We start from the raw sequence: 26,107 nt of genomic DNA, 5'->3' as shown, positions 1-26,107 counted from the left end.
TGTCAGAGCAACGGCAGCGACTGGGCCGAGCACAGCGACACCCCACTGGACCGGGTCTGCACCCTTTGCGTAGCGGGGCTTTTGTGAAGCTTTCCCGGCCATTTTCCTATCCACCTGTTCCTTGTTCGACAAGCCAACGTGTCATATCGGCACCCGATCCGACGCCCGCGCCGACACCTGCGGAGGACCACAAGGCATGGCCGTTGGCTCCCGAGAATGCGCCGCTCAGCGTGCTGGGCTGGAAGTACGGCATCTGGCGCAGCGTAGTCATCTGGGTCGGTCCGCCAGGCAGTTGAGTGAATGCTCCGCCCGTCGCAGCGCCCCAGCCAAGATCCGCCAGAGTCAGTTCCTTGCCAGAGACGAGACTATCAACGGTAGTTCCCGACATGCCTCCGCTGGCTCCGACAGCGATGGTCGACAAGCGAGCCGTAACGCTTGTGGCCGTGGAACCCGTGAGCTTCGCGATAGATCCTCCGGCGGGCCCGGCCAACCCTCCAATGGCTCCGGCCGTGCCGCCACCGAGCATTGCACCGGCAAATTCCCGCGGGTTCTTGATTTGGAAGTCGTTCTTTGCCAGATACACAAATCCGCCACCGGCCGCGCCGACGCTTGCGTTCACGCCGACATTGATGGCCAGGCTTCCGGCGATCCGCGCGGCCGGTGTGGCCGCGGAGAATGCGGTCTTACCCAGCATGGCTGCACCGCCACCGACGCCACCAAGCACGGCTACGCCCGCCGTTTGCACCCAGTTGACCTTCCCGGTCGTTGCCTTTTGGATGATGGCATCGGCACCGCCAGCGACAAGCATCATGCCGGCCGGCCCACCCACACCCGTGGCCATCAATACTCCACCGGCGACAACCATCGCACCGCCGGCGACATACTCCCAGTTGTCGGCCATCCAGTCGCCGGCGGCGGCAAGCGCGCCGTTGTTGGCGTCCCGGTAGGCCTGCAGGTCCGCCTCGGTGACAGGGCTCAAACCCAGCGGGTCGATGGCATGCAGCGGGTCGTTTCCGGCATACGAATACGGGTTGCCCGCCCAGCCGGCGCCAATCACCGGATCCAGGGGGTCCACCGACAGGAACCCGCGCGTCAGCGGGTCGTAGGCGCGGGCACCGAACCAGTCCAGCCCCGCAACCTGCACGCCGCCGGACGCGCTGACGGACAACCCCGCGGGCAATCCCGAAACGGCGCCGGCGGACATGCCCCACGGGCTTCCCGCGTCTGTCGCGTGGCCGCTGCGCCAGCCGGCGTCAAGCACCGTCTGGCCCACGGCTGTCACACCGCCGGGCAGCGCCGCCACGGACTTGCCGCCCAGTGCCAACACGCGCGGGGCAACCTCGGCCGAATCCCACCAAACCTCGGTGCCGTTGACATCCCCCAGCTCGCCGAGGGCGTCAACCCACAGCTCGCTGCGCGAGGAGGCCCCGTCGGATGCCTCCGCGACAACGGCGCTCAGCCAGCCACGCTCGGACCACTCGAAGCCCCGGGCCGAACCGTCGGCCTCCACGACGGCGGTCCGCCGGCCCAACCCGTCATAGGCATAGGTGGTGGTCCCGGCAGCGCCGGTGCGCGAGCGCAGCTGCCCCGCCGCATCGTAGGAAAACTCGGTGGCGACGCCCCCGATGGACTCTGCCACCAGACGCCCGGCCAGGTCGAAACGCCACTGCGAGGCCTCGGCGTCGCCGCGCAGGGCGCGCTCCAGCTGGCACGCCGAATCATAGGCGAAGCGGGTCTCGGTGCCGTTGGCGAGGATCGCGGCGATGCGCCCGTCCTCGTCGCGGCGGATCACCGTCTCGTCGACGCCGTCGACGGTTGTCGTTGCGTGGCGCACCAGGGCGCCCTCTGCGTAGTCCCAACGCTGGACCGTGTCGCTGGCGACGGCCCCCACCAGGCGGCCGGCGGCATCGTGCTCGTAGGCGATGCGCCCGAAGACCGGGTGCTCTACTGTGGCGACGCGCCCTGCGGCATCGCGCCCGAATTCGGTGCGCACGCCCAACGGATCGACCATCGCGGTGCGGTTCCCGTCGACGTCGTACTCCCAGGACGGGCCGACGCCGTTGCGCAGCCGCTGGAGCATCTGTCCGCGGCGGTTGAAGCGCAGCAGGTGCTCGACCTCCACGACATCGGCGCGCGTGTGGTCCGCGACGACCATGGTCCGCGCGCGGGCATCCCGGGACATGCGCATCACCACGCGCCCGTTGACCACCAGCGAGGTCTGGCGACCCGCCTCGTCGTAGGTCCATTCGCTGCGCCGGCCCTCCGGGTCGCACTGCCAGAGCTGGCGGCCGGCCTCGTCGTAGCCCGCGGTGGTGGTCCGGCCCAGCGGGTCGGTTTCCGCGACGACCTGGTCCGCGTCGTTGTATTCGCGCAGCGTGGTGGCGCCCAGCGGGTCGGTGATGCCGATGACCCGTCCGCGGGAGTCGTAGGCGTAGCGGGTCTTGCCGCCCAGGCCGTTGACGGCCTCGATCAGTTGCCCGGCCGCGTCGTAGCGGAAGCTGCGCCGCCCGAAGGACGGGTCCTTGGCGCGCACCATCCGCCCGGCGAGGTCGTACTCGTAGCTGGAGGTGCCGCGCCCGGGGGTGTAGCGGGAGAGCACGCGGCCGACGGCGTCGTACCGCACGCGCTCGGTGTCCCCGCCCGGGAAGACGCGGGCGACGACGCGGGAGTCTGCGTCGTATTCAAGGGTGGTGCGCGCCCCCGAGGGGTCGGTGCTTGCCGTGGGGCGGCCCGCGGCATCGAACTCGAAGTGCGTGGCGGCCCCGCCCGGGGTCCGGTGTTCCACGACCCGGCCCGCGGCATCGCGGCGCAGCAGGGTCAGCCCGCCCTCGGCGTCGACGAGTTCCACCGGGCGGCCGCACCTGTCATAGGTGACAAGCTCGGTGCCGCCGTCGGCACGCTCAGCCGCCACGGGGCGGCCGAACTCGTCGAAGCGCATGCTGCTGCGCTCGAAGGCGTCCTGCACGGTGGCGGTTCCGGCCACGGCGTCCACCGCGTAGGCCTGGCGCACCCCGGTGGGGTCCGTGGTGGCGGTGAGCTCGCCGTTGCCGCCGTATTCGCGCGCCCAGGAGTGCCCGGCCGGATCCGTGATGCCTGTCAGCCGGGAGAGCGCGTCGTGCGTGAAGCGCCACTCGGCGCCGTCCGGGAGCTCGATGCCCGCCAGGTTGCCGAGGTCGTCGAGTGTGCGCGTCACCGCGCGACCCAGCGGGTCGACGGTGCCGGCGAGCTGGCCGTGGGAGCCGTAGGTCATCTCGGTGCGGGCGCCCAGCGGGTCAGTGACGACGGCCAGGGCGCCGCCGGGTGCGTATTCGAAGCTCCACAGGGCGCCGTCGGCGTCCCGGCGGGAGCGCAGCAGCCCGGCGGAGTCGTAGAGGTAGGCCGTGCGGGCCCCGCCCGGGGACACCGCCGCGGTGACCCGGCCGGCGTCGTCGCGTTCCAGGGTTGCGGTGTTGCCCACGGCATTGGTGATGGTGACAAGGTCGCCGAAGGAGTCGTAGCCGAAACGCACGCGCACCCCGACGGGGTCGGTGACCTCGGTGAGCCGGCAGTCCTGCCAGGTGAGCTCGGTGCGCCCGCCCTCGGGGTCGATGATGAGCGAGGGGTTGCGCGATGCGTCGTCGGAGTACTCGTACTGCACGATCCCGCCGGACTCGGTCACCACGGTGACCGGGCGGTCGGCGTCGTCGTAGCCGTAACCGATGTCCGCGCCGGAGGGGGTCACCGTGCGGGTCCTGCGGCCGCGCCGGTCGTAGGCATGGACAGTGACGGTGCCGTCGCGCTCGGTCACGGAGACGAGGTTGCCGTGCCTGTCGTAGCTCATGTTCTGCCGGTTGTCGTCGGCGTCGACGACCCCGACCAGGCGGCCCTTGGCGTCGGCCACCCAGGTGTTGGAGCGGGTTCCGTCCTGGTCGGAGATCACCGTCAGGCGGTTGGGAAGGTAGGCGAAGCGGGTGAGGCGGCCGAAGGCCGAGACCTGCGTGTACACGCGGCGGTGGTCGTCGTAGGTGTTTACAGCTTCCCTGACTCCGGCCGCGTCGGTGACGACGTCGATCAGCCCGTCATCGTTCCAGCCGTAGTTGCGCACGCCGGCGGGTCCGGCGGCGGAGACCAGCTGCCCGCGCCCGTCGTACTCGAAGCCGATGCGGCGCCCGTCCGAAGCCACGAGGGCCGTGATGCGTTCCCCCGACCATTCGGCACGGATCCCGCGCCCATGTTCGTGGACCAGTTCGGTGACGGCGCCTGCCGCATTCCTGCGGGCGGATACCGCGGTGCCCGGACCGGTGTCGCTCGAAAGCCAGGTTCCCGCGGGGGTGAAAACCCAGCGGGAGCCGGCGTTGTCGCGTGCCACCAGGACCTCGGCCGGGGCGGCACCGGTTCCGCCCTCCGGGATGGTGCCGGCGGCGGTTTCGCGGTCCAGCCAGAAGTTTTCACCGTCGGCCCGGTCCCACCCGGCGCCGAGCCGCGGGAAGCGCACGTGGCGGCCGTCGGCCAGGACCATCGAGGCACCCTCGTCGTCGAGTTCCAGGCGGGTTTCAAACACGGAGGCCCATCCGGGGCCGAAGGCGCTCACGCGCTCGTCCATCGAGTTGTAGGTGCGCGCCGCCGAAAGCGACGACGCGGCACCGGCAAAGCCGAGGTCGACCTCGGTTTCCAGGAAGTTTCCGGTGGAGGTGTTGACCGGGTCGTTCGAGTACCCGGTGGTCGGGGGCGCGCCAAGGGTCTGCGGCAGGTCGATCGTGAGGTCCTGCCGCTCCGCGTCGATCCCCTGCGAGGCAAGGGCCGCCAGGAGGGCGGCGTCGGAGACCTGCGAGACGTTTCCCTCGCCGCCGGCCGCGGCAAAGGCATCGGCAATGGTCCGCGCCCAGGCTGCGTCCTGGTCGTTGGCGGCCAGCCACCTGTCGAATCCGGTGACCACGCCATCGGCGTTAAGGGATCCGTGGGTGCAGCGCGCCGCGAAATCGGCAAGCTTGCCGCGCAGGGCACCGGGCTTGCCGGAAAGTTCCGCATTAAGCGTCGCCGAGCCGGTGGCGAAGGACCGCAGGTCGCTGGGGCGTGCGGCGGACACTCCGCCACCACCGCCACCGCTGCCCGGGGCCGGGGTCTGGCGCACGCCGGAACGCGGCGCGGCCGTTTCCACCCGCACCTCGGCGGCGGGCGGCCCGACGGGGGGATCCTCCGCACCGATGAACCAGTCAACCGCGCTGTCGAGCCAGTTCGCTTCGCGTTCGTCCCGGCGCTGTTTCCATTCCCGGGCCAACCGGCGTCGCTCGTTTTCCTTGCGGGCTTCTTCCTTCAGCCTGCGGGCACCTGTGGCAACCTCGCGCAACCTGTCGGAAAGCTCCAGTGCGTCGGCCGAAGCCACCCGGGCGTTGTCCGCGAACAGCTCCGAGAAGCGGCCCTTGAACTCGGTGCCCGCTGTCGCGACGTATGAGGCACGCGATCCCGCTTGCGACTCGATGGCCGACGCCGCGGTGGAGAAAGCCGATATCAGGGCATCGGCTGTCCCGTCGTCGAACGTAACATCGTGCGCAAAGACTCCCAGATCGGTCACGCGTGCATCTCCCTCATCAACAGCGAGGACCTCGCGGTCCTCTTATATAGCCACCCGAGAAGCCAAGTGGCCTCGAAAGAAACAAAATCGCCCCCGCCATCGGACCGGCGCCGTGCCGGCGACAACGGGGGCGATTGCAGAAAAGACTAGTTTCCGCCGCCCGCGGAGAAGATGTTCTGCGAGATCTGGTTCAGCTGGGTGCGCAGCTGCTCCAACTCCGTGCGGGCCTTGTCCAGTGCTGCCTTGGTTTCCGGCCAGGTCGCACCGCGGAACTGTGCAGCCAGCGGACCGTCCCAGACGTTGGGGTCGGAAAGGACGCGGCCCTGGGCGTCAAGCTGGCTGATCTGGTCGGTGAAGCCACCGTTGATGATCGCCTGCAATTGCTGAATAGCCGTCTTGGCCTGCTCCGTTGACAAAACACGAGACATGGGAAATCCTCCAGGAATCTTGATACGGCCCCCGTACGGACGTACTCCCGAGGGACTTGGACTGAATAACCCTAACAAGATGAATAGGTCCGTACCAAGATTTCGCGAACTACATTTCGCGAGGTCCCGCCTGAATTGCCTGATGCTCCACCACCGCTCCCCTCAGGCAGGTGCGGGCAACATTTTTCGATTCACGTCCCCCGCCCCCTATTATTCAATGGGATATTTGAACACGACAGGGGAATCAGTGACCGACACGCGCTCACGCCAGCACAACGCAGTTCAACGGACGCGCAGTCCGTATTTGGTCCGTACGGCGGGAGTGATCCTCACCGTTGCCGCGCTGGCGCTCACCACGTCGTGCACGAACACGCCCCAGGCGATCGGCACGCCCTCGCGCGTTCTTCAATCGGTCAACGTGTCGCTGGCCCCCAACGGGGCAATCACCACGGTCAACGGCACCGCGGTCTCGGTAGACGATGCGACGGGGAACTCCTCCAGCGTCGATACCGTCTACGAAACCGAAAAAGTGGCAAATGACCTCCCCGTCCGCGTGAGCACCCAGTACCGCACGGCGGAAAAGACCGGGTCGAACCTCGAGGAGCTTGCCGGCTACAACGGCAGGGTCGAGATCGAGCTGACCGTCGAGAACCTCACCGTTTCCTCGCAGGAGCTGACCTTCGATGTGGCGGGCGAGTCGCGCACGGCTCCGACCCTCGTGGGCGCACCCATGAGCATCGCGGCCTCCACGGTCCTCCCCAACGTCGCGCCCAGCCGGATCGTCGGGGAATCGGGCGACCAGGCCGCCGGCACCAACGGCATCGTCAGCGCCTCACCCGACGGCGAGACCATCGTTCAGTGGGCCACGCTCCTGGCTCCGCCGAGCGCCGCGGCCAGCACCACGCTGCGGCTCGTTGCGGACGTCACCGACTTCAAGACCCCGCAGATCGACCTTGCGGTGCAGCCCGGCATGGCCACCGACCTTTCCGTCGACGGCGTCCTGGATTCTGCATTCAACACCAGCCCGACCTCGGAACTTGCGCTCCAGCGCCGGACCATCGACCTCATCGCCGACGTCAACGACGTGCTCGGCCGCGCCGGCGCCACCATCACCGACGTGCGCACCAACCTCGAGAGCACCTCGAAGACCCTCGGTGTCAGCACCGCCGCGCACCTGAAGGAAAGCACCGAATCGCTCGCCGGGACCATGTCCGGTTTGAAGGACCAGCTCGGCTCGCTCAAGGGCGACCTCGACGCCACGGTATCGGGAACCGAATCAACCACCATCGCCCAGTTGAGCCAAACCGTCGGCACCGTCGACGCCATGCTCGGCGACACCAAAGCGGCACCGCCCCGCCCGGTACTCAACGGCAATGGCTGCTCCACGGTTGTCGCGCCGACGGACGAGTCTTCGACCGTTTATTCGAGCCTGGTGCTCATGTCGGCCCAGCTCGACGGATTCGCCCAGTCGACGGCAAGCTGCCGCGACGAGGTGGCGGAGTCGCTGAAGCGCACCGTCGGCCCCAATAAGCCGACTGCCGAGACCTGCACCGAGCCCTCGATGACGTGTGCTTTCTATGCTTCATCGGTTTCCGTTGTGGGAGCGCTCGTCAGCCTCGTCCAGCAGGGCGACGAACTGGTCGCCGCACTGGAACCGGAAATCCTTGCCGGCGCCCTGGCACGCCATGAGGATGTATCGGCCGGAATCGACGATCTGGCCGCCGCACTGGAGGAACTGGACAAGACCGCGTCAAAGAAGGACGTCAACCAGGCAATCGTCGCGCTCCGGACCTCGACTGACGAGGCGGACGCCGCGCTGGAGGACCTGGGTTCCGAGATCGACGAAACCCTGGATGACCTGCAGGACAACTTCGATTCGATCCACGGGCTGGCCGCTAAGAACAGCAAGAAGATCGGCGACAAGGACACCCGCGGATCGCTCGCCAAGCAGAATGCGAAACTCGCCGACGACCTGTGTGAACTTGTCAATGACGAGAAGATTGAGCTCAAGGACGCCGAGAAGGTCCTTCGCTACATGACCGATGCTCCGTGCGTCACCGATCAAGAAACCGAACCGGCCAAAGCCGCACTGTCCCTCGGGGAATTCCCGGCACCGATGGACGAACGCCTGCAGGAGCAGGGGGAAGCCTGGGATGACGTGGCATCGCTGGCCGGTATTTCCATCCCCAAGACCCCGGTGAACAAGGCCATCAAGAAAGCCGAGGCGAGCCTGGCGACGATCGATGAAAAGATCAACGACCTGGCAAAGGCTGTGAAGGGCGGCAGCGACAACGTCGGGGCCGGCATCACCGAACTCAAGACCCTCGCAACGGCCGCACAGAAAAACCGCGACGAGATGGGCGCGGGTCTCCTGGCCCTGGAGAAGCAGCAGTCCGAGCTCGAAAAGGGCATCAAGGACGCGCTGCGCAACACCACCGCAGAGGCGGCCTCTGACATCACCGATCTCATCGACAGCCAGATCCGGGTGGTAGCCGACCAGGCCACGCAGGGCACCAGCGCAGTGGTCGACTCCTTCGACCGCTCCGTCTCCGGCCTGACCACCACGGCAGCCGACGTGGCCAAGGGTGCCAAGGAATCCGTGGATGCCCAGCACGATGCCCTGGCCAAGGAAGGCGAGGCCCTGGCCACCGCCATCAGCGAGCAGACGGCAACCTCCCTCAAGGGAATCGAACAGAGCACCTCCGCTTCGACCCGTGATGTCGCGGGCGCCTCGACCCTGCTGGCCGCGGACCTCACCAAGGTCATGCTCGACCTCGGCGACCGCACCGTGAACGGTTCGGGCCTGCTCGGCTCGATGGCCACCAGCGCCGCCAAGGCCGACACAGCCGACTACCAGTTGGCGCTGGCCACCCAAAACGCGCAGGGCTACGCGAACATCCGCTCCGAGGACGTTGCCGGCATCCTGCAGCGCCAGGCACAGTTCAAGGCCTCCATGGAAGCCGCGACAACCCTGCCGAGCTTCCACCTGGAGGTCCCGTCCGGGGCTGCGTCGCAGACGCTCTATGCCTTCCGGATCGGAGGCCAGAAGTGAACCGCCGCAAGGCCCTGACCTTGGGCGCCGGCGCACTCGTGGCAATCGCCGCCGTCGTTGCACTTGTCGTTTTCCTCGTGCGCCCCGGCGCTCCCGTGGCGACGGACCCGGTGGCCACCAGCGTGCCCGTGGCCCTGAGCGCCACGGACGTCCCGGCCGGAACCCTCATCGGCGTCGTGGTGACGCTCGGCTCGGAAACCGGTGAAGGCGCACAGTGGAAGGATGCGGCACAGGGTGCCGCAGTCGCCGAGCGCCGCTTCGACATGGGCGGGACGCCCGTGGACATCGCCACCCGCAACGACAAGGGCTCGGCTGCCGGCGCCCGCGCCGCGGTCCAGGAGCTTGTCGCGGAGGGTGCCGCGGGAATCATCGTGGCAACCGACGGCAAACACGTGGGCGGAGCCCTCGAGGCGGCCCGCGACGCGGGTGTCCCGCTGGTGTTGCCCTACCTGTCCGGCGAGCTGGACACCGAGGCGCAGGCCTGGCGGACCGCCCCGGCGCCCGACCAGGTGTCCACGGCACTCACCTCCATGCTGGCCGGGTCCGAGCGGACCCTGCTGATCGATGCCGGCGGCGCCCCCGAAGGCGTCCGCGTCGCCTCCACCCTGGAAGTGGGCCCGGGCGAGGACGCCACGGCTGTTGCCGCGGAGGCCGCCCGCCTCACCGGCACTCCGTCCACGGAAGACGCCGGGGACACCGGGGACGGGAAGCCGGCGAAGACCGTTAGGAACCCCGCCGACGCGATCCTGCTCAGCGGCAGCGCCTGGCAGCAGGGGCTCCTGGTGCAGGCGCTGCAGGCGGCCAACGTCGCGGTCCCGGTCGTGCTGACCCCCTCGGCAACCAGCCCGGCGTTCGCCAGTTCCCTGCAGCAGGCCGGCGGCACGCTGTCCGGCCGCCTGCTCACCGTGGGCACCGACGCCGGGGATGCGGTGGCCCTGCGCTCGGACGCCTCCGGACGCGGCATGTCCGCCTTCCTGGCCGGGCTCCGCATGCACGCCAGCGACCCGCAGGCCCGCAACCTCACCGGCGACCAGGAGTTCGCCGCCGTGGCGGAGTCCGCGGATTCGCGCAGCCATGATGCAATGGTTGCCATGGTGCGCGCCGTCTCCGCGGCGGGCAGCAACGACCCGAAGCTGGTGGGCGCCGCGCTTGGTGGCCTGTCGGTCGGCCCGGCCGACGGGATCGCCGGCCCCGCGTTGGACTTCTCCAATCGCGAGGCCCTGACCGGCGAGCCGGTGCGGCTCAACGCCTCGGAACAGGACCTCGGGTTGCGCCCGGCCCCCGAAGGCGGCAAGAACGCCACCGGCACGGCCATCTGGTTCGCGGGAAACACCGCGGACTGAACCGGCGCACCGGCAGTGGCCAACAGGCCGTTGCCAACAGGTCCTGGCCCCACCGGCCCCGCGCGCCGCGCGAACCTCGACGAAAGGAGCGCGCGGTGCGCGTGCTGATCCAGCTGGGCGACCAGCGATTTGACCGGGAGCTCGAAAGCCACTCCCCCGCCACGACACTCGGCGAGCTGCTGGCCGCCGCCGGAGCACCGCTGCCCCCGGCCGGAACCACGCTGTACGTCGATGAAAGCCCGGCGCAGGCGGACACCCCGCTGGGCGAGCTGCTCCTTCTGGAGGGCAGCACCGTTTCGCTCTCCCCCTCCGAACCGCCGCACGCCCTGCGCCAGTGGAGCGTCACCGTCTCCGGCGGACTCGACGCCGGGGCCGTCCACCCGGTGCCGGCCCACCGCCCGCTGGTCCTGGGCCGTTCCCCGCAGGCGGACGTGGTGCTGGGCACCGAAAGCGCCTCCTGGAACCACGCCGGAATCGAGCTTGAGGGCGAGGGAGTCCGGGTCCGCGACGCGCACTCCACCAACGGCACCATGCTCGACGGGGCCCCTGTCGACGCCGACGGGACGCTGGTGACGGCCGCGGGCACGCTGGTGGTCGGCGGGACCACGCTGCTGCTGCGGCCCTCCCTCACCGAGAGCCCGGCCCCAAAACCCGGGTCGCTGAACAACCTCACCCCTGCGGGGACGGCCCCCTTCAACAGGCCGCCGCGCCCCGGCCGGCCGCCGGCCGCGGACCCGGTGGCCGCCCCGGTGCGCAAGGACGTCCCGCCGGCCTCCAAGTTCAGTTTCATCACGGTGTTGGCCCCGCTGGTGCTGGCCGGTGCCATGGTGATGATCCTGGGCGACGCCCGGTTCGCCATGTTCGCCGCACTGAGCCCGGTGATGGCGATCGGCATGTGGTTCGAGCAAAAGCACCGCCGCGCCCGGAACCTCAAGGAGGAGGAGGCCCGCTTCGAGGCGGCGCTCGAGGCCCTGGCCGGCGAGGTGGCGGAGGCGGCTGCGGCGGAGGTGGAGCGCCGGCGCACCGAGATCCCCGACCCGGCCACGGTGCTGCGGCGCGCCGCGATGCCCACCACGCTGCTCTGGCAACGCCGGGCCGGCACCGAGGGCTTCCTGGCGCTCAATGCCGGGGTCGGCGACGTGCCGTGGCGCCCGGAGCTCGACGAGCGTTCCGGCACCTTGCTGGATCCCCGGGTGCGCGAGGTGCTGGAGGCCGGCGTGCTGCCCGCCGCGCCGGTGCTCGTGGACCTGGACAACGCCGGGGTGGTGGGCATCGTCGGGAACCGCGAGGCGGCCCTGGCGCTGGCCCGCAGCCTGGTGGTCCAGGCGAGCGTGCACGCCGGACCCGCCGACCTGACGGTGGGCGTCTTCTGCGACGCCGGGCGGGCCGCCGAGTGGGCGTGGACCTCCTGGCTGCCACACACCCGGCAGCCGGGCTCGGGCACCGGGGAACGCTGGGTTTCCGACGACCGCGCCCGCAGTTCAACCCTGCTGCGCACGCTGCGCGAAAACATCGACGCGCACCCGACCCCCGCACTGCTCCTGGTGCTGGACTCCGAAGCCCTCACCGAGGGCCGCGACGCACCTGCCCGCGCCCTGCTGGGCCACGGGCGGATCCCCGAGGGAGGCACCACGCACGCTGCAGGCAACCGGGTCGGGGTCTCCGGCATCGTGATCGCCGGCTCCGAGGAGCAGCTTCCGGCCTCCTGCACCACGGTCATCACCCTCGGCCAGGACGCCGCGGGAACCGTGCACGAACCCGGAGACCTCTCCCACGTGGAGGACGTGGTGGTCGCCGGCCTCGGCCACGACCGCGCCGAACGCTGCGCCATGGACCTGGCCCGCTTCGAGGACCCGGAGCTCAGCGTGCCCGGCGCGGCGCTGCCGCCGCTGGTCAGGCTGCCGGAGCTGCTGGGCCTCGGAACGCCGGACGCCGCGGCGATCCGGGCCCTGTGGTCCTCCGCGAAGGGCTTCTCCACCCCGATCGGCACCTCCGAGTCCGGGCCGTTGAGCCTGGACCTGGTGGCCGACGGCCCGCACGGCCTGGTCGGCGGCACCACCGGCTCGGGCAAGAGCGAGTTCCTGCGTTCCCTGGTGGCGGGCCTCGCGGCCCGCAACGACCCGACCCGGCTGAACTTCATCCTCATCGACTTCAAGGGCGGCGCCGCGTTCGCCGCCTGCGAGCGGCTGCCGCATACCATCGGCACCATCTCCAACCTCGACGAGCAGCTCGCCGACCGGGCGCTGCGCTCGCTCGAGGCGGAGATGCAGCGCCGCCAGCGGGTCTTCGCCGCGGCCGGCGAGGACATCGACAACCTCGACGCCTACCTGGCCACGCACCCCGCCGAGCCCATGCCGCGCCTGCTGCTGGTGGTGGACGAGTTCGCGATGCTCGCCAAGGACTTCCCCGAGGTGCTCTCCTCACTGGTCTCCGTGGCAGCCGTGGGCCGCACGCTCGGGGTGCACATGGTCCTGGCGACCCAGCGCCCGGCCGGCGTCGTGAACGACGACATCCTGGCCAACACCAACTTGCGGGTGGCGCTGCGCGTGCAGAGCCGCGACGACTCCTCGAACGTGATCGGCGTGCCGGCCGCCGCGGGCATCGGTCGCGCGCAGACCGGGCGGGCCTTCATCAAGCTGGGCCAGGACGACATCACCCCGGTGCAGACGGCCCTTGTCACGGGCCGCGCAACGGGCCGGGAGGCCAGCGCGCTGGAACTGCTGGAGATCGGCCCGCTGGGTGTGCCGGTGCCGCGCCGGCGTATGTCCGGCGCCCCCGAGCCGGAGGCCAGCGACCTGGACCTGCTCATCGACGCCATCCGCGCGGCCCATGGCGATGCCGGGTTCGGCGCCCCGCGGCCCATCTGGCCCGAGGCGCTCGGCGCCCGCGTGGACCTGGCCGGCTTCACCGCGCCTGAGGCCATGGGGGCCGACGCGGTTGCCGATGCCGATACCGCACTGGACGGCCCCGCGGTGCCGCACGTCGGCGGCGTGCACGACGGCACCATCCGGGTGGCACTGGCCGACGAGCCCGAGCTGCAGCGGCAGTCCCCGGCCGGCTGGGACCTGGCGCAGGGGAACCTCATGCTGCTGGGCATCCCCGGCAGCGGCACCAGCACCACGCTGGCCAGCCTCGCCCTGGCCGCCACCGCGGAGACCGACCCCGGGGAGCTGGACCTGCTGGTGCTGGATGCGGGCTCGCGCGCCCTCGCCCCGCTCGCGGACCTGCCGCACACCCTGGCCTACGTGGGCTCCGACCCCGGCGCCGCGGAGCAGCAGGCCAGGTTCCTGCGCCACCTGCGCACCGAACTGGACAAGCGCCGCGCCGACCCCGCACACCGGCGCCCCACCCTGGTGCTGATCGACGGGCTTGCCACGCTGCGCGACGAGTTCCAGGACTACGACGGCCTGGCCCTGCTCGACGCCCTCCACCGCGCGTATGCCGACGGCCCGGCCCTGAACCTGTGGTTCGCCGTCTCCACCACGCGCGCCAAGGCCGTGCCCTCCGCCATGGACGAGGTCACCACGCAGAAGTGGCTCTACCGGCTGGCCGACCCGTACGACTACTCGGCGCTGGGGGTCCGCGGGCAGAACATCCCCGCCCCGGTGCCGGGCCGCTGCGTCGATGCCGGAACCCTGCGCCAGATGCACATCGCCTCCCCCGCCACGGACCTGCCCACGGCGGTGGCCCGCGTCGCGGCGCGCTGGCCGTTGGAGGCCCCCAAGGCGGCGGCCATCGGGCGCCTGCCCCAGGACCTGTCCGTGGCCGAGGTCGGTGCGGCGGCAGAGCTGGGTGCCGAGCCGTGGCGGATCCCCGTGGGCCTGCGCGAGGAGGACCTGGCCCCGGCCCTGCTGGAACTCTACGACGGCGAGCACGTGCTCATCGCCGGGCCGGCGCGCAGCGGGAAGTCCACGCTGCTGCTGGCCCTGGCGCAGTCGCTGCGCGCGGCAGGCGATGCGGGAAACCCCGTCGCCGTCTGGGGTGCCTGCGACAGGCGCTCCCCGCTGGCCGGCGCCGACCTCGACCGGGTGGCCGTGGGGCCCGAGGACCTTCCGGCGCTGCTGGCGGGCCTGCGGCTGGAACGCGGCCCGGTGGTGCTGCTCATCGACGACGCCGAGCGCTTCGAGGACACCGACCAGTCGCTGGCCGGCCTGCTGGCCGCCTCCCACGGGCAGCTGCGCGTGATCGCCGCCGGCCGCTCGGCGGACCTGCGCGGGTTGTACGCGCACTGGACCAAGACCGTGCGCAAGTCCCGCTGCGGCGTGCTGCTGCAGCCGGACGTCGACTACGACGGGGAACTGCTGGGCACCACGCTGCCGCGCCGTGCCCCGGTGGCGCTCACCCCGGGCCGCGGGTACCTGTGCGTCGGAGGCACAAGCAGCTTCGTGCAGACCATGAGCCCCGGGCGCGGCTAGTCGCGGGTGGTGATGCCGAAGGGCTCGCTGGCCAGGTCGGTGAAGTTGCCGACCACGGCGCGCAGCACGCAGCTCGGGGCCACGGACAGGGCCGTCACCACGAGCCCGTCGGAGGAGACGGCCAGCCCGCCGGAGCAGCCGTCGGAGAACCTGACGCCCTGCTCGCCGCCGGCCACGGCCGTGAGCATCTCGGAGGGTTTGCCGGTGGCAGGGCTCTTGTAGAGCGGCCCCAGCATGTCCGGCCCGCCGGGCCAGATGGGCACGAGCGTGACGGGCAGCGCCGTCTGGCTCACCGTGCGCGCCGGGGTCTGCACCTGGATGCCGCGCAGCCGCTGCACCGGGTAGGCAGAGCCCTCCACGCTTTGATCCATGACGGCCCCGGTGGTTGCCGCGGATGCAGCCTGGAGCCACCCGTCCAGGGCGTTCTCCCCGGTCAGGGCCACCGGGATCGTCGCAACGACCTGCACGCTGCCCTGCGCGGGGACGCTGAGGCCGCCCAGGCTCCAGCCGCACGCGGCCGACACGCCCGAGAGGCTCGGCTGGTTCCGCGTGGCGTCCGTGTTCTCCCAGGCCACCGGCGGGCACGCCGGGGAACCCGGTGCGCCGGGCAGGACCTCCAGGAACGGCCCGCGCAGCGGCGCCTTCTGGGCCGCGTAGGTGATGGTGAGCTTCACTTCGCCGGCGGCAGCGTCGTAGCTCGCCGCGCGGCTGACCGTCAGGCCGCTGGGCAGCGGGGCATCCTGCTGGCTGGCGGTGGCGCTGGCGGCCGGTGGCGCCGCATCGGGGGCGGCCTGGGGCAGCGTCGCGATGATTCCGGCCACCAGCCCGGCGGCCAGGACGATTCCCGCGGCCCCCAGCACGAGGGCCTTCGTGCCCAGCCAGGCGGGCCGGCGGGAGGCAGGCTTGTCCGGCGCCGCGACTTCTGCGGGGCGGGCGGCCTCGCGCCGGGGCATCGGCCGCACCACGGTGCGGGACCCCGCGGGGCCAAGTTCCGGGTGCGGCGATTCCGGGGCCCGGGTGAGCACCGTCGGCTCCTGCTCGGCCACGGCCCCGCGCAGCACCGTCGCCGGGCGGTCCATGGCCTCGAATTCCCCGGGGTCCAGGGAACGCGCCAGCGCCGGGAGTTCCTTGTACCGGCGGGCGAGTCGGCGGAACTGTGCGGCCGCCTGCGCGGCGCCGGGCCGTTCCCGCGGGTTCTTGGACAGGGTCTTTTCCAGTGCTTCCCAGAGCTCCCCGGGCACCTCCAGGCGCGGCGGGAGCGTCGTCACGTGGCGGTAGGCCAGCGTGAAGTCGGTGCCTGCGCCGGCAAACGGCGTCCGCCCCGCCATCAGCTCGTAGAGCATGATGCCCGTGGCGTAGACGTCCGACGCCGGCCCGACCTCGCCCTGGCTGAGCAGTTCGGGCGGCATGTATTGCGGGGTGCCCACCATGCCCGTGGTGTGCCGGGTGCGTTCCCCGACGACGGAGGCGATCCCGAAGTCGGAGACCTTCACGGCCCCCTGGCGCCCCGGCCGCCAGGGTTCGGCAAGCAGCACGTTGTCGGGCTTGATGTCCCGGTGCGTCGTCGATTCCGCATGGGCGCACGCCAGGGCGTCGAGCACCTCGGCGCACAGGGCCAGCGCCTCGCCCGGCGGAAGCGTCAGGCGGGATTCGAGCAGGTCGCGGACGGATCCGCCGGGCACGTAGTCCATGACGATCGCCAGCCTGTCGCCCTCGACGACGAGGTCCCTGACCGCCACGATGTTCGGGTGCCGCAGGGCGAGCAGCACCGAGCGTTCCCGCACGAACCGCTCGACGAGGGTGGGATCCTGCGCGTGTTCCGGACGCAGCAGCTTCGCGGCGAGGTCCGGTCCCCCGGAGGCGGAGCTGACCCGCCACACCTCGCCGACCGCACCGGAACCGAGGGGTTCCTCGAGGCGGTAGGAGGCCCCAAGCGCCTCGCCGGACTGCACGTGTGCCATTGTTTTCCTTTGCTCCTGCCTCGCGCCAGGGGTGACCTGTGGCGGGGCCCTTAAACGTTGATTGTTCGCGCCGACGCGGTGTCGGCACGAACAATCAACTGTCAAAACCGGTCTTGTTTCCCGGGTTACTCGGCCTCGAGGGCGGCAACCGCCAGGGGATCCGAGTCATTGAGGAAACGACCGATCCGCTCGACTTCCTCGGTTTCGCCGATAGCGGCCGCCGCGCGCTGCAGCGCATAGAGCGAACGCAGGAAACCGCGGTTGGGCTCGTGGCGCCACGGCACCGGACCCTGTCCGCGCCATCCCGACTTCCGCAGCGCGTCAAGGCCGCGGTGGTAGCCCACGCGGGAGTACGCGTAGGACTCGACCCAGCGGCCCTCGGCATGCGCCTCGTTGGCCAGCAGCGCCCAGCCCAGCGAAGACGCCGGGAAGGCTGCGGCGATGTCCACCGCCTCGTCGCCGGCGGCCAGGCGTGCGTTCACCTCAACCTCTTCGGGCAGCAGGGTTTCCGGGATGCCCAGCAGGTTTGCTCCAAGATCGGCCATGGCTACTTCAGGCTCTTTCCTGCGGAACCCAGCTGGACCGCGGCGGCGGCGATGCGCTGCGCCATCGATTCCTCGGCCTTGGCACCCCAGACGCGCGGGTCGTAGGTCTTCTTGTTGCCGATTTCGCCGTCGACCTTCAGCACGCCGTCGTAGTTGGCGAGCATGTGGCCGGCCACCGGGCGGGTGAAGGCGTACTGGGTGTCGGTGTCGATGTTCATCTTGATGACACCGTAGGCCACCGCGTCGGCGATTTCCTGGTCGGTGGAACCCGATCCGCCGTGGAAGACGAGGTCGAACGGGTTGGCCTTGCCGAGCTTGGCACCGACCTGCTCCTGGATGTCCTTGAGGATCTCCGGGCGCAGCTTCACGTTGCCCGGCTTGTACACGCCGTGCACGTTGCCGAAGGTCAGTGCGGTGATGTAGCGGCCGTTCTCGCCCGAGCCGAGTGCGGCAACGGTCGCGAGGGCGTCCTCGACGGTCGAGTACAGCTTGTCGTTGATGGCGTTCTCGACACCGTCCTCTTCGCCGCCGACGGCGCCGATCTCGACCTCGAGGATCTGCTTGGCCGCAGCGGTGCGCGGCAGCAGCTCCGCGGCGATGCGCAGGTTCTCTTCGAGGGTTTCGGCGGAACCGTCCCACATGTGGGAGTTGAAGAACGGGTTGCGGCCGGCGGCGACCTCTGCCTCGGATGCGGCAAGCAGCGGGAGCACGAACTCGTCGAGCTTGTCCGCCGGGCAGTGGTCGGTGTGCAGGGCGATGTTTACGTCGTAGCTCTTGGCGACTTCGCGGGCGAAGGCTGCGAAGGCCAGCGAACCGGTGACCATGTTCTTGATGGAGGCGCCCGACCAGTAGGCTGCGCCACCGGTGGAGACCTGGATGATTCCGTCGGATCCTGCTTCGGCGAAGCCGCGGATGGCGGCGTTCAGGGTCTGCGACGACGTCACGTTGACAGCCGGGAAGGCGTATCCGCCAGCCTTGGCGGAGTCAATCATGGCGTTGTACTGTTCCGGGGTTGCGATGGGCATACTGACTCCTGTGTAGATAAGGAATTGTGGGGAGTAGACCTCGTTGGCTACTCCCATCCTATCGACACGTGACGTTGATCGCTTGCGACATGACGGAGGGCGGCCCTGCGGGTGTCGGGCGGCCCGGACTCCGCAGGGCCGCAAGGGTCGGTTCTAGCCCTCCGCCGCGTCGTTGTCCTTTGCGTCCGGGGCATCCGACTTGCCGGCTCGGGCAGCTGCGTCCGTGTCCTTGCCCGCGGGCTCATCGCCCTTGGCGGTCGCGGGCTTGGCATCCTGCTCTGCGGCCTTCTCTTCCGGCTTTTCGGCCGGCTTTTCGGCCGGTTTCTCCGCCGGCTCCTCAGCTGGCTTTGGTTCGCTGGCAGGCGCTTCCGGAACAGTCTGCTTCTCGGGCACTGCCGCAGCAGTTGCCGTCGGCGGCTGTGCCGGGGTTGTATGTTCGGTGTCCGGGGTGGTGGCGGTAGTCGGAGGCGTTGAAGGCCCCGCCGGCTTGGGAGCTGGGGCCGACGTCGTTGGACTTGGCGCCGCCGGTTTCGGGGACTGCGTCGTCGGTTTCGGGGACGGTGCCGTGGGCTTCGGGGAAGGCGTCGCGGGCTTGGATGGTTCCGTCGGCTTGGTGGTTGGCGTAGTTGGCTTGGGCGTCTGGACCGGCTTTGGTTTTGGAACGGGATTCTTCTCAGGTTTGTCCGCAGGCTTCTTCCCCGGGTTCTTAACCTCCTCCTTCTTTGGGGGCTTCGGCTTCGAGCCGCTGTCCGATGAAGCCTCCTGGGCTTTCTTGGACGGTTTGTGTTCTGCAGGCTTTGGGGGCAAATCGATTTCCAGGTCATGCCCGGTCTCGATCACGTACTGAGGGGCGCCGGTGTTGCGGATCGGTTCGGCCGTGATCCTCGTGTCGCGAGAGTCAATCATCGGGTTCGGCTGCCCCGGGATGCCGGGCAGGAAATTGCGGGGGTCGTTCCATTTGCCGTTCACGATGACTTCGAAGTGCACATGGCAGCCAGTGGAGTTTCCGGTTGTTCCGCTCAGGGCAATGATCTGGCCTTGCTTGACTTGATCGCCCACCTTTGCGATCAGCTTCGAATTGTGGCTATAGCCGGTTCTCACGGAATTGCCATGGTCGATTGTCACTCTCATGCCGGAGTGGCCCGCCCATGCGGATTGAATGACAGTACCGTCGGCCGTCGCATACACCGGCGACCCGCATGGGATCGCGTAGTCCTGACCGATATGGACCTGGGTGCCCGCACCCGTCGGGTTGTTCCGCCATCCGTATGGACTCGTAATGTGCCGTGATGTCACCGGGTGGATCAGTTGGATCTGGCCGGGTAGCGCACCTCGCACGCCAAGGCGTTGGCCCGCCAGCATGAGAGCGCCCTGCCTATTACCCTCGAGGCCCGGATTCTCCGGCGAACCGGCGATCGACCCGCCGGTATTGATTTCATCAGCCAACCCAGACCCTGCGGGGGTACTCGTGAACTCCAGAGATTCCCAGCTGACGGCGTCGACATCGCTTAGGAGGGACACGCTAACGGGCTGTACGTAGACAGCTGGTGCAACCACCGCGGGCGGGATGACTTCAGCATCCAACGATCCACTCGCCAAGCCGAGTCCTGGTGAACCCGAAAGAGTGACCGCCGCGGCAACAACGATGCCAAGGCCGGAAATCCTGGATACCCGCTTTTTTGCTTGGCGTTTCCGGTGACCACCCCCACCACGGTTCACCTGGTGCTTCTTCACGATGAAATCCCCCATCCACATGTGAAACGTCATGCCCAGCAGCAATGCAAAAAGAGGATGGTTCTACGGTCGGAACCAGCCATTCGATCCAGTTACCCCAAGAACTGAACACTTAGGCTTCACCGTAGCCGACGTGGGTGGATGAGAGAATAGCCAGCCAGCCACTCTTTTGGGGTTTATCGGATGGGCAAGGTTTTTCCAAGCTTTAGCTGACTTTTTGGTTGAACACGTGGCGTCGGATCCAAGCGTGCATTGCAATGCCTGCGGCAGAGGCGGCGTTGATCGAACGGGTAGAGCCAAATTGTTCAATGGACAGCGTGGCTTCTGCCGCTTGGTGGACTTCCTCGCTCAGCCCGGGTCCTTCCTGCCCGAAGACAAGGACACAGTTTCGCGGCAGTTCGTAGGTCTCAAGCTGCACGGAGTCTGGGAAGATGTCGATTCCGATGATCGCGAGGCCTTCACTTTTCGCCCATGCCACGAAGTCCTCAACGGTGGGATGGTGACGGACATGCTGGTAGCGGTCGGTCACCATGGCACCACGGCGGTTCCAACGACGACGCCCGATGATGTGGACTTCCTTGGCCAAGAACGCATTTGCGGTTCGCACCACCGTGCCGATGTTCATATCGTGCTGCCAGTTCTCGATGGCAATGTGGAAATCATGCCGCCGTTCGTCCAGGTCGGCGATGATCGCGTCCATGCTCCAGTACCGGTACTTGTCGGCAACGTTTCTCCGGTCTCCCGTTTCTAGAAGCTCTCGGTCGTAGTGCTCTTCGGTCGGCCATTCGCCTTCCCAAGGGCCGACGCCCACTTCGGGGCGTTCCTCGAACTCGGGAACTAGTTCAGCGGGCACGACGGCGTTGTTTTCAGCGGAGGAAGTCACCATTCAAGGGTAGTCGCTCACTGTCACGCGGCGGCATTGAAGGCGTGCATGGTACTCGTCGGAAGCAGCGACCAATGGGAAATCAATGCATGCCGCGGGCGGGGATTTGGCTGCAGTGGTGGCAAACTGGCGAAAGGACCGAAATAGCGCCGGGCATCCATCCGGCCACTGTATCCGGAGGACTTATGCCCATCATTGACAATGCGATCTATGTGCAGGGCAAACGGGTCATCCACCCGCCGGACTTGAGCTCTACCTTCGAATCGATGAAGGAAACCGGGGGCATGGGATGGCTCGGGCTCTACCGACCGAACGCCCAGGAGATGCGAGAAGTCTCCGACGAACTGGGGCTCCACGAACTGGCCGTTGAGGACACCTTGGCCGGCCACCAGCGCCCGAAACTTGAACACTACGGCGACCACCTCTTTGTCGTCTTGCGCCCGGCCCGCTACCTCGACGATGTTGAGAAGGTGGAGTTCGGTGAGCTTCACGTATATGTCGGAGCCGATTTCGTCGTCACCGTCCGGCATGCCGAATCACCCAAGATCGGGAACGTCCGCAAGCGAATGGAAGATGAACGGGAACTCCTCGCCATGGGTCCGGAGGCCGTCCTCTACGCCGTCATCGACCAAGTCGTGGACGAGTACGAGCCCGTCGCCGCAGGACTGAGCAACGACATCGACGAGATCGAGGAACAGTTGTTTTCCGGCCAAGACAACGTTTCCCGTCGCATCTACGAGTTGTCCCGCGAAGTCATCGATTTCCAGCGTGCCGTGGCCCCGCTGGAGTCCGTGATCGAGCGCCTGCGCAAGGACCTCAAGCTCACGCATCTGGCCCCCGAAGACTCGTTGGAACTGGACAGGAAACTCATCGACGTACAGGACCACTCCATTCGACTGGCCGAACGCGTCGCGTCATTCAGGGCCGTGCTGGCGAATGCACTCTCACTCTCTTCAACCCTCGCTTCACAGCGGGCGACGGAGACGGGAGTCACCCAGAACGAACAGATGAAGAAGATCTCGTCTTGGGCCGCGATCCTGTTTGCGCCAAGCCTGATTGGCAGTGTGTACGGGATGAACTTTTCCAATATGCCCGAGCTCCATTTCGGGTGGGGCTACCCTGCAGCGCTGGGTCTCATGGTTTCGCTGAGTCTCGGCCTCTTCTTGGTCTTCAAGAAAAACAATTGGCTTTGACACATTCGCTTCACCCCTAAGTTGGAACCTGAAAGACTTGTCACCTCAGGTATCTGGAAATCCTCGAAAGGAACCCACAAGTGCCAACGCATGAACCTCGCACGGTGAATGACATTAACTGCTGGCTCACGGACATGGATGGGGTGCTGGTTCACGAGAACCAGGCAATCCCGGGCGCAGCCGACCTGATCAGGCATTGGGTAGAAACCGGCAAACGTTTCCTAGTGCTGACCAACAACTCGATCTACACACCTCGCGACCTGCGGGCGCGGCTTCTTTCTTCGGGGTTGGACGTTCCGGAAAAGAACATCTGGACCTCGGCCATGGCTACCGCTGAGTTCCTGCGTCGCCAGCGGCCCGGGGGCCGTGCCTTCGTGATTGGTGAAGCAGGGTTGACCACTGCTCTGCACGATGCGGGCTTCATCCTCACGGACCAGGACCCCGACTACGTTGTTCTTGGCGAGACCCGGACCTACTCCTTTGAAGCCATCACCAAAGCCATTCGCCTGATCAGCGACGGGGCCCGGTTCATCACCACCAACCCGGACGCCACAGGACCCTCGCCCGAGGGCTTGCTCCCGGCCACGGGTGCCGTGGCGGCGCTCATCACCCAAGCGACGTCTCGCGTTCCTTACGTGGTGGGCAAGCCCAACCCGATGATGTTCCGCTCCGCCTTGAACCGGATCGATGCCCACTCGGAGACCACGGCCATGATCGGTGATCGCATGGACACTGACATTATTGCGGGCATGGAGGCCGGCCTGCTGACCGTCCTCGTCCATTCGGGAATCACCTCGGCAAACGACGTCGCCTCGTTCCCGTTCCGCCCGGATCTGGAATATCCGTCCGTGGCCGAACTGCGCGCCGAACTTGTCCAGGGAGCCCAAGACGACGGATCCGGGTTCAACGAGGACTCCATCGAGGATTAGGACACCGTATACGGCACCAATATCAGTGAAGGGCCAGGGAAAATATCCCTGGCCCTTCACTGATATTCAAGCTAGCGCATGGACGCGCGGTAACCCTTGGCACGGGCCGCCGCTTCACTGGCAAAGCATTCTTCCGGGTTGGTCCTGCCGTAGAAGGAACCACCTGGCACGTGGTAGATCATGCTGCTGGCGTTGCCTTTGATCGGGTAGCCCGAAGGGCAGTTCCAGTTGGAGTCGCTGTATACCCAGCTCGGCTTCTTCTTGGTCTTTACCAAGAGCTCCTGGGTCCTTACCGAAGTCTTAGTGGCCTTCGTCCCGGGCACCTTGAACTTGACCGTCGTGGTGACCTTGTATTTGCCGGCCTTCAGCGCCACCGACTTCTTGTTTTTCGCAATAGTCTTTTTGCCCTGCTTGACAGTGAGAACCTGCGAGCTGATTTTGGTGCTTCGCTTCTTTTTGACCACCGGCTTGACGGTTGCCTTGGCGCCGGCCTTGACGTATTTGGTCGGGATCGTCTTGATCGTGACCGGCCCCACCGCCTTGGTCGATGCACCGACAGCCACCGAACCTATGGCCGTTGGCTGTGGTGAAGCGGTTGCAGCTACACCGCCACTCAGCACAAGTGATGAAGCTGCAATTAATGCGGCCAAGCCGCGCCCCCATGAAGTTTTCAAGATACTCCCATTTCGAAAATTGATTGCGAAACTTCAAGTTACCACCAACGGCATCCAGCCTGGCCGTGCAACAGGTACGTTACATGGCTCGCCTCGAAAGCCGAAAGCCGGATTCAGGGCACCGGCGCACGGCGTTCCGCGACTACGCCGCAGCTGCAATTCCCCCGCTCGCTCCGCCAAAGCTGCTCCCTGGAAAGTCCCCCACAGGACTTCCCTGGCTAGTCACTCTTGCCAAAAGTGAAGCCCAGGGCAAGCTCTGCATAGGAACGGACGTTTGCCCGCTTTTCCGGGCCTGACAGGCTCACACCCACCACGGCATAGAGGTCGTAGGCGTCTTCAAGGGCAATCAGGTTCTGTGCGATGCGCACGGAATCGGATTTCGGGAAGAACTCGCCGTTCTCCACTCCCACGTCGATGATTGCCGAATACAAGGTCACCTGGCGGTGGAAAATTGATTCCTGCAGGGTTTGCGCCTCGGGGCTTGCCGGTTTCAACGCCAGGCTCTCATACAACCGTGAAAGGTCTTCGCCGATGTCATCGGGTACACCCATCGCAATGAGTCGGGCAAGTCGGTCTGTGGCGGTTCCTTCGGAGGCCACGATGCGCAGACGCTGGGCGTAGTAGCGGTCGAGCACGCTTTCGAGCGTCCGGTAAAGCAACTCCTCGATTCCGGAGAAGTAGTAAAGAACCGATCCGACGCTTATTTGGGCTTCTTGCGCGACGGCCCTGACGCTGGCTGCTGCCAAGCCGTCGCGCACGACAACCCTTGTTGACGCCTCAATGAGCTCGGCGCGTTTTGATTCGGCCTTGCTACTGCGAGATGGCGACTTCATCGGCTACCTGCCGCTTGCCAAGGTTTGCGTAGGTCTCGGGTGAGCGGCGCTTGAGCCAACGCGTATAGAGGAATCCGCCTCCGAAGAGCAACGGGGTGGGAGCCAGCAGAACCCAATTGATGGCTCCTTCCATACCAGTGGTGATTTCGAAGTTCGTTACGATCATAGTAAAGCCGACGACCAAACCCAATGCACCCAACACCGGGGCGATGGTCACGCGCCAGATTCCGTGCCCCTTGCGGTCACGAAGGAAGTACACGACCACGGCGATGGCCGCCATTGCCTGCCCGAAGACCAGCCCCTGGACGCCCGTTGCATAAGTCCACATGGCCAATCCCATGTAGGCGTCGACGACCGTAAAGGCCGCAATTCCCACCGCCGCTGCACAGATGACACTGAGCGTGAGCGAGGCATTGGCCGGCGAACCGGACTTCTCGTTTGTGCGAGCAAATGATGCAGGAAGAATGCGCTCACGTCCCAACGAGAACATGTACCTTGTTGCCGCGTTGTGGAAGGCCAGGATGCAGGCGAAGAAGCTCGTCACGATCAGGATCTGGATCAGCGTTGCCGCCCACTGGCCCAGGTACTCCGCGCCGGCTACCAACACCATGCCTTCGAATTCGTCGCCCGTCGCAAAGGCAATAATGCCATCTACACCGAAGGCAACGGTGAGAACCCAGAACGTGAACGCGTAGAAGCAAGCCAGCGCCGCTACTGCGATGTAAGTCGCCGCCGGGATGGTTCGCTTTGCATCGCGGGCCTCCTCGGCGTAGATCGCGGTTCCCTCAAAGCCGAGGTATGCACCGAATCCGATCACCAGCAGGCCACTCACTCCACCGGTGAAGAAGATGTTGTATGGGTTGAAACCGGCACCCGAGATCGGCTCCGGGCCGCCCGAAAGCAGAACCGCGATGGAGATAGCCAACAGAATGGCTACTTCGGCGGTGACGATCACTGCCAGCAACTTCGCCCCAACGTCCACCTGGCGCACGCCCAGGAAGGCGATGATGAGCACGGCAACGCCTGCCCAGACCCACCACGGCAGGTCAATGCCGAACAGTTCGGACATCGTCAGTTGTGCGAAGAACCCCAGGAACGCGTAAAAGCTCACGCACAGGAACGCGTAGGCGAAGAGCGTGACGAAGGCCAGCCCCACGCCCGCCCCGCGACCCAAGCCATGCAATGCGTACGCGTAGAACGCTCCGGCATTCGGCACGTGCGCCGACATCGCGGTGAAGCCCACCGCGAAGAAGCCCAAGACCAAGCCGCAGAACATCAGGGCCCCTGGCGCACCGATGCCGCCCAACCTGAAGCTCATGGGCGCGGCCGAGACTACCACGGTCAACGGGGCCGCCGCAGATACAACCAAGAAAACGATTCCCCAGATTCCCAGGCGTGCACTCGAGAGTTTCCCCGCAGTGGAGGACGATTGCTGTTGTTGCGGCATGGCTCAGGCTCCGTTATGTTAGTGACACAGATCATGTTTGAACACTGATTCAAATGTATGGTTGGCACAGATGTCAATGGTCTAGGAGTTAATA

General features: G+C 67.3%; 15 protein-coding genes. 5 read left to right on the top strand and 10 right to left on the bottom strand.

What is annotated here, in order from left to right; all coding sequences use genetic code 11:
• Window positions 1-106: 106 nt before the first annotated feature.
• Complete coding sequence (locus tag ACSYDW_RS17535; protein ID WP_438340019.1) at window positions 107-5,551, bottom strand: DUF6531 domain-containing protein; 5,445 nt, start codon at window positions 5,549-5,551, stop codon at window positions 107-109.
• 146 nt (window positions 5,552-5,697) lie between these two features.
• Window positions 5,698-5,979, bottom strand: a complete 282-nt coding sequence (locus ACSYDW_RS17530; protein WP_438340018.1) for a pyrophosphorylase — start codon at window positions 5,977-5,979, stop codon at window positions 5,698-5,700.
• A gap of 322 nt (window positions 5,980-6,301) precedes the next feature.
• Between ACSYDW_RS17530 and ACSYDW_RS17525 the strand changes: the two genes are divergently transcribed.
• The 3 genes from ACSYDW_RS17525 to ACSYDW_RS17515 all read left to right on the top strand — a co-directional run bounded on the left by ACSYDW_RS17525 (window position 6,302) and on the right by ACSYDW_RS17515 (window position 14,789).
• Window positions 6,302-9,031: a hypothetical protein gene (locus tag ACSYDW_RS17525; protein WP_438340017.1), complete on the top strand. Its 2,730-nt coding sequence runs from the start codon at window positions 6,302-6,304 to the stop codon at window positions 9,029-9,031.
• A complete protein-coding gene (locus ACSYDW_RS17520; protein ID WP_438340016.1) occupies window positions 9,028-10,374 on the top strand; it encodes an ABC transporter substrate-binding protein in 1,347 nt (448 codons plus the stop codon). The genes ACSYDW_RS17525 and ACSYDW_RS17520 overlap by 4 nt, the downstream gene beginning before the upstream one ends.
• A 95-nt stretch (window positions 10,375-10,469) precedes the next feature.
• Window positions 10,470-14,789: a type VII secretion EssC family protein gene (locus ACSYDW_RS17515; protein ID WP_438340015.1), complete on the top strand. Its 4,320-nt coding sequence runs from the start codon at window positions 10,470-10,472 to the stop codon at window positions 14,787-14,789.
• Here the strand turns inward: ACSYDW_RS17515 and ACSYDW_RS17510 are convergent.
• The 5 genes from ACSYDW_RS17510 to ACSYDW_RS17490 form a co-directional block, all read right to left on the bottom strand.
• The gene (locus ACSYDW_RS17510; protein WP_438340014.1) at window positions 14,786-16,750 is read right to left on the bottom strand and encodes a serine/threonine-protein kinase; all 1,965 of its coding nucleotides are present in this window, start codon (window positions 16,748-16,750) and stop codon (window positions 14,786-14,788) included. The genes ACSYDW_RS17515 and ACSYDW_RS17510 overlap by 4 nt on opposite strands.
• A 125-nt stretch (window positions 16,751-16,875) precedes the next feature.
• Entirely contained in the window at window positions 16,876-17,295 is a 420-nt protein-coding gene (locus ACSYDW_RS17505) for a DUF3151 domain-containing protein (protein WP_438340013.1), read from the bottom strand.
• A gap of 2 nt (window positions 17,296-17,297) precedes the next feature.
• Window positions 17,298-18,320: a class II fructose-bisphosphate aldolase gene (gene fbaA, locus ACSYDW_RS17500; RefSeq protein WP_438340012.1), complete on the bottom strand. Its 1,023-nt coding sequence runs from the start codon at window positions 18,318-18,320 to the stop codon at window positions 17,298-17,300.
• Window positions 18,321-18,473: 153 nt separating this feature from the next.
• The gene (locus ACSYDW_RS17495) at window positions 18,474-20,054 is read right to left on the bottom strand and encodes a peptidoglycan DD-metalloendopeptidase family protein (protein ID WP_438340011.1); all 1,581 of its coding nucleotides are present in this window, start codon (window positions 20,052-20,054) and stop codon (window positions 18,474-18,476) included.
• Between the two features lie 205 nt (window positions 20,055-20,259).
• Window positions 20,260-20,940 carry a TrmH family RNA methyltransferase gene (locus tag ACSYDW_RS17490; protein WP_438340010.1) on the bottom strand — a complete coding sequence of 227 codons (681 nt, stop codon included), beginning with the start codon at window positions 20,938-20,940 and terminating at the stop codon, window positions 20,260-20,262.
• 182 nt (window positions 20,941-21,122) lie between these two features.
• Between ACSYDW_RS17490 and ACSYDW_RS17485 the strand changes: the two genes are divergently transcribed.
• Both ACSYDW_RS17485 and ACSYDW_RS17480 read left to right on the top strand, forming a co-directional pair.
• The gene (locus ACSYDW_RS17485) at window positions 21,123-22,130 is read left to right on the top strand and encodes a magnesium and cobalt transport protein CorA (RefSeq protein WP_438340009.1); all 1,008 of its coding nucleotides are present in this window, start codon (window positions 21,123-21,125) and stop codon (window positions 22,128-22,130) included.
• Between the two features lie 134 nt (window positions 22,131-22,264).
• Window positions 22,265-23,059, top strand: a complete 795-nt coding sequence (locus ACSYDW_RS17480; RefSeq protein WP_438340044.1) for an HAD-IIA family hydrolase — start codon at window positions 22,265-22,267, stop codon at window positions 23,057-23,059.
• 71 nt (window positions 23,060-23,130) lie between these two features.
• Here the strand turns inward: ACSYDW_RS17480 and ACSYDW_RS17475 are convergent, their stop codons facing one another.
• The 3 genes from ACSYDW_RS17475 to ACSYDW_RS17465 all read right to left on the bottom strand — a co-directional run bounded on the left by ACSYDW_RS17475 (window position 23,131) and on the right by ACSYDW_RS17465 (window position 26,013).
• Complete coding sequence (locus ACSYDW_RS17475) at window positions 23,131-23,733, bottom strand: sunset domain-containing protein (protein ID WP_438340008.1); 603 nt, start codon at window positions 23,731-23,733, stop codon at window positions 23,131-23,133.
• A gap of 218 nt (window positions 23,734-23,951) precedes the next feature.
• Window positions 23,952-24,566, bottom strand: coding sequence for a TetR/AcrR family transcriptional regulator (locus ACSYDW_RS17470; RefSeq protein ID WP_438340007.1), 615 nt, complete (start codon window positions 24,564-24,566; stop codon window positions 23,952-23,954).
• Window positions 24,544-26,013, bottom strand: a complete 1,470-nt coding sequence (locus tag ACSYDW_RS17465) for an APC family permease (RefSeq protein WP_438340006.1) — start codon at window positions 26,011-26,013, stop codon at window positions 24,544-24,546. The genes ACSYDW_RS17470 and ACSYDW_RS17465 overlap by 23 nt, the downstream gene beginning before the upstream one ends.
• Between the last annotated feature and the right edge of the window lie 94 nt (window positions 26,014-26,107).

Origin of the sequence: Paeniglutamicibacter selenitireducens (assembly GCF_051550675.1) — a bacterium.
Lineage (GTDB): Bacteria > Actinomycetota > Actinomycetes > Actinomycetales > Micrococcaceae > Paeniglutamicibacter.
Note: the sequence above shows the minus strand (reverse complement) of the source record. Positions and strands in the feature narration are given on the sequence as shown.

Excerpts from the sequence above, each read along its gene's own strand:
- ACSYDW_RS17530 (WP_438340018.1), bottom strand. The coding sequence starts at position 5,979 with ATGTCTCGTGTTTTGTCAACGGAGCAGGCCAAGACGGCTATTCAGCAA.
- ACSYDW_RS17510 (WP_438340014.1), bottom strand. The coding sequence starts at position 16,750 with ATGGCACACGTGCAGTCCGGCGAGGCGCTTGGGGCCTCCTACCGCCTC.
- ACSYDW_RS17505 (WP_438340013.1), bottom strand. The coding sequence starts at position 17,295 with ATGGCCGATCTTGGAGCAAACCTGCTGGGCATCCCGGAAACCCTGCTG.
- fbaA (WP_438340012.1), bottom strand. The coding sequence starts at position 18,320 with ATGCCCATCGCAACCCCGGAACAGTACAACGCCATGATTGACTCCGCC.
- ACSYDW_RS17490 (WP_438340010.1), bottom strand. The coding sequence starts at position 20,940 with ATGGTGACTTCCTCCGCTGAAAACAACGCCGTCGTGCCCGCTGAACTA.
- ACSYDW_RS17485 (WP_438340009.1), top strand. The coding sequence starts at position 21,123 with ATGCCCATCATTGACAATGCGATCTATGTGCAGGGCAAACGGGTCATC.
- ACSYDW_RS17480 (WP_438340044.1), top strand. The coding sequence starts at position 22,265 with ATGGATGGGGTGCTGGTTCACGAGAACCAGGCAATCCCGGGCGCAGCC.
- ACSYDW_RS17470 (WP_438340007.1), bottom strand. The coding sequence starts at position 24,566 with ATGAAGTCGCCATCTCGCAGTAGCAAGGCCGAATCAAAACGCGCCGAG.
- ACSYDW_RS17465 (WP_438340006.1), bottom strand. The coding sequence starts at position 26,013 with ATGCCGCAACAACAGCAATCGTCCTCCACTGCGGGGAAACTCTCGAGT.